The organism is Algoriphagus aquatilis (assembly GCF_042657405.1).
GTDB classification, from domain to species: Bacteria; Bacteroidota; Bacteroidia; order Cytophagales; family Cyclobacteriaceae; genus Algoriphagus; species Algoriphagus aquatilis.
Genome location: NZ_JBHSKS010000001.1, coordinates 267,977 through 280,116, shown reverse-complemented (window position 1 = coordinate 280,116; position 12,140 = coordinate 267,977). Strand labels below are relative to the sequence as shown.

Genomic DNA, 12,140 nt, shown 5'->3' with positions numbered 1-12,140 from the left:
CGCTCACGTGTTTGGAAAAGTAAGTTACACAGCATGAAAAAAAGACTTCTAGTACTTCTAGTCACCCTCCTATCCTCCCCCTCCTTCGCCCAATTCTCCGAAAAAGCACAGGTCAGCCTTTATGGAAACCTAGGTTTTCCCATGGGTGAGTTTCGCCAAGCTATCCAAAACTCAATTGGTGGAAATGGAGTGGGTTTGGGTTCCAGCATCTTGTTCAATCCCAAAAAAGAAGCAGCTTATTCACCCGTATTACTCGGAATTGAATTCAACTACCTCCACCTCGGCACGGAGAAAACCCCTGAAAGCACCTTTCTCCCCCAACTCAAAACTTCCTACAACTACATCACACTCGGGCCTGTGGTACGTGCACTCCTTTCCCAGCGGGAAGAAGGAATCGTGCCTTTTGTGGATGGTTTTGTGGGCATGAAGTTGCTGAATACCAAAACGAGAATTGACAACACGATCATTGATACGCTCCTTGATCAAGAATACTTGGAAAGCCTACTTTCCACCAATTATGAAGGATTGGGGTATGGAATGGGTATCGGTTTTTTTACCCGAAAACTCGACAAAGGAGGAATAAACGTGGGAAACAGCTTCTACCTGAAGCTGAATTATGCCTATGGCGATCGGCTAACCTATGTCAGGAAAGGAAGTATCGCAGTCGATTCGGAAGGGTTTATCACTTACAAAAACGGCAAGACCCAAACCGGAATGATTACCCTTCAGGCAGGGATCATGCTGTTTTGATTTTCTGAAAGAATAAAGTCCCAACACTAAAAAAGCCCGAATCTCAATAGATTCGGGCTTTTCATACTTAAATCAACTGATTGACTAGAATAGTTTTTTAAAGCTCAGAAGTACAATTCAATGACATGTTTCTGGAAATCTTCGGTCATCGGTCTTCGGTCTTCCATCCTAAAATCAGAGAAATATTCCTCAGCCAGCTGATCAGCGTAACCTCGGCATGTATTTTCTATCTCTTAAACTTGATCGAACTCACATTGAACGTATTCCAGATGGAAACTTCCTTGTCTGGCACGAAGACTAAGAAGACATCTTTCATTCCTTCTGTCGGACTAAGGGTGACAGGTACAGGGAAGAATTGTCCCTCCCAGTTGGCCGGACGGTCTGCTTTGGAAAGAATTTTCGTCTCCCCGATCACCATTCCATCTGAGCTTCCGGTTCTGATTTCGAGTTTGCCGGAGGTATTTCCAGGAGAAAGGGCAATTTCCAACTGTTTGATTCCAGTCAAATCCAGCTGATCAAATCGTATCCAAGATCGAGCAGCAGTAAACTTCACCCACTGCGAATTTGGACCATTGGCTTTGGCCACGCCCTCAAATCCATTGGCAGAAACAGCCGGCACCAGGCTATTTCTAAGGATCATTCTAAGTTGAGTTTTCAGCGGCTCAATCCCCGAGGCACCCTGATCCTCATAGTTGGCTTGGATCAAATAGTAGCCCTCCGGATTTTCAGTTTGGTCAATCGGATAAGTGCCTGCGAGCGGAATTGTTCGCTGGACTGCATTAGGATTGGCCAAAGCGAGAATGTAATCCACCATGGATTCCACTTGGCTAGGAGCTATATGCGAATGACCCGGCATCACCCGCTCGCCCCATACACCGCCCCCGCCTTGGGTGATTTTAGTGATCAGGTAGGATTTGGCATCAGGCTGATTGAGGTACTTCTGGGAGACGGCGGTGTAGGTTGGCCCGACCGATGCCTTTTCCACGACATGGCATGCCTTACAACCCGCCTGAGTGATGTAGTTTTCTCCGGGCAAAATGGGCTTATCCTCCTGATGTCCTGCCTGAATCAGATCAAATCCACCGGAGAGGTAATCGATGGAAAACCCGATCTTAGACTCCTGTGGAGTACCATCCTCTCGGTCTGTCACATTCAGAGCATAGGTGATTTGCTCTTTTCCAAAGTAAAAACTTCGGTTACCCTTCCAGTCCAATTGGACTTGAGGGGCTTCATTTCCGGCTTTGATTTCGAGGAAAGTTTCAGAAAATGCGCCCTGCTGATCGGTCACTTTGAGTTTGACTCGGTAGACGCCCGGCTTGTCAAAACTCATGACAGGATTAGCCTCTTTGGAGGTTTGACCATTGCCAAAATCCCATTCCAACACCACCTGATCACCCTCGTCTGCATCTTGGGTGCCTTCGGAAGAAAACTTCACCTGCAATGGAACAGCTCCGTTCAGCCGATCTGCTGAGGCAATCGCTTTGGGCTTTCTGTTGCCCGAGGCAAACTCGATGCGGTAGATGCCTGAATCATCATTTTGCGAACTCCAATACGTGCCATATTCCAAAATGTAAAGCGAGCCGTCCTTGGCAAACTGCATGTCGACAGGCTTGTCAAACACCGTCGAAGGCATGAATCGCTCCATGGTATCGTATTGAAAATCCTCGGTCAGCTTCACGGTATAGATCCAGTTTCTCATCCAATCGTAGAAAAAGGCCTTGCCATCGTAATAGCCCGGGAATCGCACCTCAGACTTTTCATAATCTGCACGATAGTAGACCGGGCCTGCCATGGCATTTCTACCTCCCGTACCAAGCATCGGAAACTCCACTGACTCATCATAAGGATACCAAATCAAAGCAGGCGTAGCAGGAGGAAGTTGTTCGATTCCTGTGGAATTAGGCGATGTGTTTTTTGGTGCTTTCGGATCAAATTCAAAAAGGCTTTCCTGCTTTTCGAAGTCATATTTCCAATAGGGCTTATTATTCCCCACAAAATAGGGCCAGCCGAAAAATCCGGGCTTGGTCGCCAAATTAAACTCATCATGTCCTTTTGGACCTCTTTTCAGGCTGTCTTTGGAAGCGTCCGGACCCACTTCACCCCAAAACAGATTGCCATTGCGCTGATCGATCCCGATTCGAAATGGGTTTCTATTTCCCTTGACATAGATCTCTGGGCGGGTATTGGGTGTGCCGGGAGGAAAAAGATTGCCCTCGGGAATGGTGTAAGTACCATCGGGCTGTGGGGTAATTCGCAGGATGGAACCTCTCAGGTCATTGCTGTTGCCGGAGGTCTTTTGTGCATCCACATTACCGGGCCTTCCTGCACGCTCGTCGATGGGATTGTAATTATCCGACTCAAAGGGGGTGGTATCATCCCCAAGACTTAGGAAAAGATTGCCTTTGGAATCAAACTCAAGCGAACCTCCCGAGTGGCAGCAACCTCGGAATACAGGTACTTCGAGCATGATCTTCTCCGAACCTTTATCGAGTAAACCATCTGTCAGGGTAAATCTCGAAAGCCGGTTGATTGAATCCGGACCTGCAGGTGCATAGTAGAGGTAAATCCATTGATTTTCGTTGAACTTGGGGTCTTTGGCTAGGCCGAGTAGTCCGTCCTCATTTTGGGCATAGACGTCAAGAAAACCGACTTCTTCAACATTTCCAGTCTCAGCTAGGAATCTTCTCACTTTTCCACCCCGCTCGATGAAGAGCACGTCAAAATTATCCAAGACCTCCAGCTCCATGGGTTCATTTAGCTTTTCAACCAGGGTGACTTTGGTAAATCGGCTTTCCTCAGGCTGGATAGTGGCAAAAGGATCGATGTCTTTTTCCTTGCAACTGAAGACTGCTAAGATGATAAGACTCAGGAAACTTATTCTTGAATTCATAAAATGGGTTTAGGCAATTTGGGTTTCAAAAGATATTAAAATCAGACTAGTATTAAATTCAGATTTACATGAGTTTGTTTTTAACTGGTGAATTGAAAGAAGCCAATTGATCAAATTCCAGCCTTTGAGTTTTTATTTAAGAAGGGATTAATCCAAAAATTCACCTTCCTCGTAATTCTGAAGGTGAGTTTTAAAGGAATTTAAGATTTTAGCCTGAACAGAAGGTCGAGTACACTAGTTTAAACCGATGCGATAACCGAATTACAGCACTATTCTACATCTGAATTTACCTACATGATCAAATCCATAAATCATTCGTTTACTATGTTGAGTCTGTTTGTTGGCCTGTTAATGGCCTGTTCATCTGGTCCTGCCGAAAAATCAGGAACAACTGAAAACCTCCCAGAAGAGCCAAAGCAGGAAGTATTTTCTGCCAAAACTGAGTTGGCCACTTTTGCCGGAGGCTGTTTCTGGTGTGTGGAAGCACCTTTTGAAGGCTTGGACGGAGTAATTTCCGTAGTCTCAGGTTATTCAGGAGGTAAAGAGAAAAATCCTACCTATTCAGAAGTTTCCTCAGGGAAAACCGGTCACCGAGAGGCTGTCCAAATCACTTATGATCCAGAAGTCATCAGCTATGCTGAACTGGTCGATATTTTCTGGCAAACCTTTGATCCTACCGATGTAGGAGGTTCATTCTTTGACCGAGGTACGCAGTATGAATCTGCGATCTTTTTTCATAATGACCTGCAGCGAAAAGTGGCCGAGGAAAGCAAATCCAGACTGGATAAATCGGGGAAATTTACCAAGCCCATCGCTACTCCGGTGATCAAGTACAGCAACTTTTATCCTGCTGAAGAGTACCACCAAGACTATTACAAAAAGTCTCCGGATGAATACAATGCTTATAAAATCGGAAGTGGTCGGCAAGAATGCATCAAAACCAACTGGCCGGACATCAATGAAGGTACCTACCCTGCCAAATCCAAAGCAGAACTAAAAAAATCACTCACTCCACTGCAATACGAAGTGACCATGGAAGATGCTACTGAATATGCCTACAACAACGAATACAATGGCAATAAGGAATCCGGCATTTATGTCTGTATTGTGTCCGGTGCTCCGCTCTTTAGTTCCAAAGACAAATACGAATCCGGATCGGGATGGCCAAGCTTTGTAAAGCCTATAGATGCACGAGCACTCGAAAAGCCAATTGACCGAACACTCGGAATGACCCGTGTGGAAGTCCGAAGTAAATATGGTAAAAGCCATGTAGGACATGTGTTTTATGATGGCCCTGAACCTACCCGATTGAGGTATTGCATGAATTCGGCCGCGATGAAATTCATCCCAAAAACAAAAATGAAAGAAGCCGGCTATGGGGATTACCTCTGGTTGGTAGATTAAAACTGAACCATGCATTGGAAAATCTACTACGAGCTCAAAATGCTACCTAATCAGTCGTTTTATTTCAGTTTTCTCCCAATAACTATCGGAATCCAAAGTGACTGACTTTCCTAAATTTTGAATTCTTGTTTCAAATTCCAACGCACAATCCAGGTTAAAAAATCAAGCCCTTGATTTAAAAAATCAGGGGCTATTTTTTTTTGCTTTTACCATCAATATCCTTTAGGCTGCATTAATCCGAAAATTACAATTCATATATTTTATTAAACTTTTCATTACAAAAAAGTACTTATAAGCCTAATTAAATCCTGTTCATCTACAATTTACCGTTGATTTTTAGTACTATTAATCGAAATTCGGCAAATCAATAGAATTGTAGTGGATCAAGCACCCAAATACCAACTGCAGTCGATTCGGACGAATTTCCAATTTACTTTTGACCCATGTCGAAAGCGTCTTAATTAGATATCTGGTATGCCTTTTCAAAAACCTAGCGAAGAGAATTTCCAACTCCTAAGATCTGCACTTAATCAGCTTCAAGAGGCTGTACTTTTCTTGGATTCTGAACTTAAAATTATTGGTAAAAACAAAGCAGCAGAATCCCTGCTTTCCGAAAAAAACATCTCTGACGGGAATCTCATTTTTGATGTGTTTCCGAATCTGCAAACCGAATCCCTTAGCACTTTTGTTTCAGATCCTTCCACCACTTCACTTGAACTTAAAGGCCATTGGAAATACCGATTTGAGAAATTCCCTCAGGGAATGATTGCCTATATCAGCTATACTTTTTCCCCTGATCAAGAACAACCCGGATGCTATGCCACCTTGTTCGAAAAGATGCCTGAAGGGGTAGTTTATCAAGATTCTACCGGCAAAATCACCGAATGCAACCAAGCAGCTGAAATCATGCTTGGGCTAACCAGGGACCAAATGCAGGGAAAAACCTCCGTCGATCCCGAATGGCATGCGATCCACTTGGATGGTTCTGATTTTCCCGGCGATTCCCATCCTGCCATGGTATCCTTGAGGACCGGAAAACCAGTCCAAAATGAAGTGATGGGAGTCTTTAATCCAAAAAAGAAAAAATATACTTGGATTTCGATCAATTCAGTTCCGGAATTCAAACCTGGAGAGAAGGAACCCTTTCAGGTCTTTACGACTTTTCTCGACATCACGCACCAGGTAGAAGCAGAGCAAAAGCTTAAATCCCAGTCAGAGCTTTTGGAGCTTTTAGTACAGACATCCTCCTCTTATATCAATATTTCGGAAGAGGATCTTCACAAAACCATCCAGGCCTCTTTACAGAAATTGGGTGAGTTTGTAGAAGCAGACCGGATGTATGTTTTTGACTATGACTGGGCACAAAATACCTGCAGCAATACCTTCGAATGGTGTGCAACAGGTATTGAACCGCAACTTGAATTTCTTCAGGAAACCTCATTGGAAGGATTGGAAGACTGGACCAAGCGACACCTCCAAGGGGAGATCATGTATGTGGAAGATGTAAATGCATTGGAGGAATCTACCACGCTCCGGCAAATTCTTGAAGCTCAGGGAATCAAGAGCCTACTGGCTATGCCCATTATGGATCAAAATGAGTGTATAGGTTTTATTGGATTGGACTCAGACCAAAAACACCACTCTTATTCCGAAAATGAATTCAATCTCCTTAAAATTTTCACTTCCATCTTAGGAAATGTTCACAATAGAATCCGAAAAGAACGGGACCTTAAAGAGCGTATCAAAGAATTCAATACGGTCTATGAAATCACCCAATTGCTGATTTCCGGAGATCTAAAGGAGGAGCAAGTGCTTCAACGGGCAGTAGAAATCATTCCTGCTGGTTTTTTCCAACCCGAGGAAACCCATGCCCGGATCAGTTACAAAAATTCAGAATTCATCTCCCCATCATTTAAAAGAAGTACCAATCTTATCAAAGAAAACATCTTGGTAAATAACCTCGAGGTGGGTGTTTTAGAAGTCTTTATCCCCAACAATAAATTTTTCCTGATCGAGGAATACACCTTGGTGCAAGCGCTTACCAGTGTATTGGGCCAACACTTTGAATCCAGAAGTAACTTAGCTGAGTCAAGGAAGAAAGAACGGCAGCTACAAAATCTGCTCAACTCCCAAACCAGCTATGTTCTCCGAACAGACCTTTATGGTCGTCATACCTATTGGAATGAAAAATTTGCAGAAGAATTCGGTTGGCTTTACGTAGATAACGGGCTTGCCCACGGCAATGCTTTGCAATCCATCTGTGAGTACCATCATGATAAAACTAGGGCTGTGGTCCAGGAGTGCATGTTACACCCTGGTGAAATTTTTCCTGTAGAGCTAGATAAACCGAGTAAAGAGGGAGGAATAATTACCACACTTTGGGAATTTGTCGCACTTTTTGACGAAAACGGAGTACCCAATGAAATCCAGTGTATGGGGATTAATATCTCCGATAGAAAGCGAGCAGAAGACCAATTGATTGAAAGTGAAAACCGCCTTCGAAGTCTCCTTGAATCTCAAACCAATTATGTCATCCGTACAGATCTGCAAGGGCGACATACGTTTTGGAATAAAAAATTTGAGGAGGATTTTGGATATATCTATCCAACCAAAGGCCTTGCTGAGTCTGATTCTCTGACTTCGATCTGTGAATATGATCAAGACAAAGCTCGAGAAACTGTAGAAAAGTGCATAGAGAACCCAGGAAAAATCGTCCAAGTAGAGCTAGACAAGCCAACTCGCTCGGGTAAGATCATGACCACCCTGTGGGATTTTGTTTGTTTGACAGATTCTGCGGGAGTACCCTTTGAAATGCAGTGCGTGGGTATAGATATCACCGATCGAAAGGAAACGGAACAAAAGCTAAGAGACAGTGAAGAAAAATACCGAGTGCTCTTTGAAGAATCCCCTGACGGATACCTGATCATCAAGGATGGAAAGTTCATCGATTGCAATAAATCGGTTATCAGTCTATTACGTCGACCTAAAGAAGAAGTGGTAGGATTAACTCCAGCCGACATTTCTCCGGAAAAGCAGCCCAATGGGAGACATTCTATTGAGTATGCGAAAGAATTGCTCGATAAAGCAGAAGATGAAGGACATGTACATTTTGAATGGGTTCACCTCCAAAAAGACGGCACAGAGTTCATTGCTGAGATCACCCTTTCCAAAATTCTTTTCAATGGAGAAGAAGTCATTTTCACTTCCTGGAAAAACATTACCGAAAAAAGAGCTACCGAACAAGCACTCATTTATAGCGAAAACCGCTTCCGCCAAATTGCAGAGCATACCGGTGCGGTCATTTGGGAAGTAGATGAAACGGGGCTTTATACCTACATCAGTCCTGTATCCAAGCGCGTCTACGGGTATGAACCGGAAGAGTTGGTAGGCAATAAGTACTTTTGGGACCTTTTCCCTGAAAATGAAAGAGAAGAGTATAAGTCCATAGGTATCCAACACCTCAAAGATGGCAACGATCTATTCGATTGGGAAAACACCATTGAGCGAAAAGACGGACAGATCATTTGGGTAAGTAGTTTTGGAGCCGCTATCAGAGATACAGAAGGAAAAGTAATCGGGTTCCGGGGTGCAGATTACGACGTCACTGCCAGAAAGACTGCCGAGCAAGAACTTCGAAAATTCAGAATCATCTCAGACAAAGCTTCCTACGGTACAGTCATTACCGAGTACGGCACACGGAAAATCACCTATTGCAATGAGGCATTTGCAAAAATGCATGGGTATGAAGTAGATGAAATGATCGGGATGGAGATATTTAGTCTTCATACCCCGGAGCAACTTGAAGAATACCAAGAGCAGATCTATCCCGAATACCTAAATAATAAAGAATATACCCTTAAGGAATTTGGCCGAAAGCGGAAAGACGGCAGTACTTTTCCCGGATTGGTCACCGCGAAGCTTTTCTTTGACGAGGACGGCAAGCCGATCTTCAATGCGGCGACTGTCATCGACATCACACACGAAAAAATAGTTGAGGAACAAATCCGAGAGCAAAATATCCGATTCAAAGCCATCATCGATGCCATTCCGGATTTGCTTTATATCATGGATTTTGATGGCAATTACCTGGAATATTTCAGTTCTAAAAAAGAAAATCAAATCGGAGATTTTGAATATCTGGTTGGTAAAAATCTTAAAGATGTCTTCGAGCCCAAGGAGGCAGATTTTCATTTAAATAAAATTAGAAAATCTCTGACTGAACAGAAAATTGAAACCTATGAAGCCTTTGGAATTTATGGATATGAAGAAAGACATTTTGAATCGAGGATCGTTCCCATGTCAGACACTAAAGTCCTGCGATTTGTCAGAGAAATCACGGAGCGAAAAAAGAACGAAAGGGAAATCAAAAAACTGACTCTTGCCATCGAGCAAAGTCCTGTAGCCATCATCATTACCGATCTGACCGGTAAGCTCGAGTACATGAGCCCAGCCTTCCTTACCATGACAGGCTACAGCCACGAGGAATTATACATGCAGCCTATCAGTTTGATTAAATCAGGACTGACCGAGCGGGAATTGTACAATCACCTTTGGAAAACCATTACCTCCGGCAAAAACTTTCAGACCGAATGGAGAAACCGAAGAAAGTCGGGTGAGATTTTCTGGGAAAACATTTCCATTACACCCATTCTCGATGAAAATGGCAATATCAAAAACTACCTGGCTGTCAAGCAGGATATCACTGAGCGAAAGCATTACGAGGAGGAAATCATCCAACTCAATCAAAATCTCGAGTTGCGAATTCAAGAGCGAACCAAAGAACTGGAAAATTCAAACCTCGAACTTGAACTAGCCAGAAACGAAGCCGACACGGCCAACCAGGCAAAAAGTGAGTTTCTTTCCAGAATGAGCCATGAACTCAGAACTCCCATGAATTCTATTCTTGGCTTTGCACAGTTACTGGAATTTACAGAACTCACTGAAAATCAGCACAAAAATCTGGAATACATCCTCAAGAGCGGAAATCACCTCCTTCAGTTGATCAATGAAGTCTTAGACATTGCCAAAATCGAGGCAGGAAAGGTCTCCGTTTCCCTAGAACCAATCGAGTTGACCGGAGTGATTCAGGAAATCGCTGATTCGGTCATGCCTTTTGCAGGAGAAAAATCAGTACAGGTTCACCTCCCGGTCGATAAGCGGAAAATTTTCGTCTTGGCAGACTTACAGCGATTGAAACAAATCCTGATCAACTTGCTCAACAATGCCATCAAATACAATCGAAAAGGTGGTTCAGTTTGGATTTCAGCTGAGACCAGTTTTGACCTGGATGGAAAAAAATCAGTCAGGATCTTAGTCGTAGACAACGGCATAGGCATATCAGAAGAAAATATACCCAAGTTGTTCAAACCCTTTGAACGAATTGGGGGTGATCAATTTGCTACCGAGGGAACAGGACTGGGACTTTCCGTGGTGGAAAAACTCGCCCAGCTTATGCGAGGCAAGGTAGGCGTAGAAAGTAAAATCGACGAAGGAAGCAAGTTTTGGATTCAACTTCCGGGTACCGATGCCAATCCCATTGAGCTTAATGGCATGAAAGATTCTGAGCAACAGGTTTTATCCAACAAAGACACCCAAGGAACGCTGTTATTGGTCGAAGACAATATTTCAAATATTGAATTGATCAAGGAACTTCTTCGAAGCCTCAAACCAGGGATCGAAGTGATCAATACCATGTATGGATTGGAAGCAATTCAGCTAACGAAAGAATACAAACCTTCCTTAATTCTATTAGATTTGAATCTTCCAGACACCTCTGGATCAAAAGTTCTGGAAACGCTCAAATCTGACCCCGATACTAGGAATCTACCGATTGTCGTGGTCAGTGCGGACGCTACTACCAAACAAATGGAATTTATCCTGTCCAAAGGGGCAGACCAGTATATCACCAAACCAATCAATGTGGGGCAATTGATCAAAATTTTTGATCAATACCTTAAGTACACAACTCATGAGTGAAAAAAACCGAATCAAGGAGTCCATCCTCAAGCATAAAATCTTGATTGTGGATGATCAGCTTCCCAATATCATATTATTGGAAAACATCTTGAATCTGACTGGATTTAATGAAATTCTATCCACCACAGATTCAACGACTGCCCTTGAAAAAATCGAAACTCACAAGCCGGATATCCTCCTCCTCGATCTCATGATGCCCGAGGTGACCGGATTTGATATTTTGGCCGAATTGGAAAAAACTACCGAATCGAGGGATTTTATGCCTGTTTTGGTATTGACCGCAGACACCAATCCCAAGAGCAAAGAAAAAGCACTGAAACTAGGTGCAAGTGACTTCCTTACCAAGCCTTTTGACATCAGTGAAGTTTCGCTGAGAATACAAAACCTACTGACCACCAAATACCTGATGGATCAGTTGAAAAATCAAAATGACCATCTCGAAGATTTGGTTAAAATCCGGACAGAACAACTTCAGACTGCCAAGGAGGAGGCGGAGCGAAACGAAAAAAAGTACCGGTTACTTTTTGATGCAAACCTAGACGACATCAATTTATTCTACATTGATGAGTCAGGTCCTTCCAACTTTATCGAATCGAATCCTGCCAGTGAGGCAGTGCTTGGCTACACCAAAGAAGAGCTACTCAATCTAAGCCTACATGACATTGACACCGGTATGGTGGACAGTGAATACTTCCAAGAAAAGTTGCAGAAACTATTGGAAAAAGGTTCCCTGGAATTTGAAACAGTCATCCGCAAAAAGAACGGTGAGCTTCGAAATATGGAAGTCAAAGCGAATGTCTTCGAATTGGAAGGAAAAAAAGCCGTTCTTAACATTTACAGAGACATTACCGACCGAATTAAATTTATTGAAGCAATTCTAAAACAAAACCGGGCTTTCAAAGAAATTGCATGGATCCAATCCCACGTAGTACGTGCACCGCTAGCCAGAATGATGGGAGTCATTCATCTCCTTACCGACATGGACGACCTGGAGAACAAGGATCCTGAACTGTATAAGTTTATAAAAATGATTTTGGATTCTGCTTTTGAGCTGGATCAAATCATCAGAGAGATTTCTGAAAAAACAGCCGAAGCCCAAAAAAATCAAGACCTTTAAAAT

At 43.2% G+C, this 12,140-nt stretch carries 5 protein-coding genes; 4 read left to right on the top strand and 1 reads right to left on the bottom strand.

The window, feature by feature from the left end; genetic code table 11:
* The first annotated feature begins 33 nt into the window (after nt 1-33).
* Nucleotides 34-750 (top strand): hypothetical protein, encoded by a 717-nt coding sequence (locus tag ACFPIK_RS01145; protein ID WP_377911346.1) that lies wholly within the window; start codon nt 34-36, stop codon nt 748-750.
* Between the two features lie 226 nt (nt 751-976).
* Here the strand turns inward: ACFPIK_RS01145 and ACFPIK_RS01140 are convergent, their stop codons facing one another.
* Nucleotides 977-3,640: a PQQ-dependent sugar dehydrogenase gene (locus tag ACFPIK_RS01140; protein ID WP_377911345.1), complete on the bottom strand. Its 2,664-nt coding sequence runs from the start codon at nt 3,638-3,640 to the stop codon at nt 977-979.
* A 324-nt stretch (nt 3,641-3,964) separates the two neighbouring features.
* Here ACFPIK_RS01140 and msrA point away from each other — a divergent pair, with 324 nt between their 5' ends.
* The 3 genes from msrA to ACFPIK_RS01125 all read left to right on the top strand — a co-directional run bounded on the left by msrA (nt 3,965) and on the right by ACFPIK_RS01125 (nt 12,137).
* Nucleotides 3,965-5,044 carry a peptide-methionine (S)-S-oxide reductase MsrA gene (msrA, locus tag ACFPIK_RS01135; RefSeq protein ID WP_377911343.1) on the top strand — a complete coding sequence of 360 codons (1,080 nt, stop codon included), beginning with the start codon at nt 3,965-3,967 and terminating at the stop codon, nt 5,042-5,044.
* A gap of 474 nt (nt 5,045-5,518) precedes the next feature.
* On the top strand, nt 5,519-11,020 hold the full coding sequence (locus ACFPIK_RS01130; protein ID WP_377911341.1) for a PAS domain S-box protein: 5,502 nt from the start codon (nt 5,519-5,521) through the stop codon (nt 11,018-11,020).
* A complete protein-coding gene (locus ACFPIK_RS01125) occupies nt 11,013-12,137 on the top strand; it encodes a response regulator (RefSeq protein ID WP_377911339.1) in 1,125 nt (374 codons plus the stop codon). Before ACFPIK_RS01130 ends, ACFPIK_RS01125 begins: the two co-directional genes overlap by 8 nt.
* Nucleotides 12,138-12,140 lie beyond the last annotated feature (3 nt).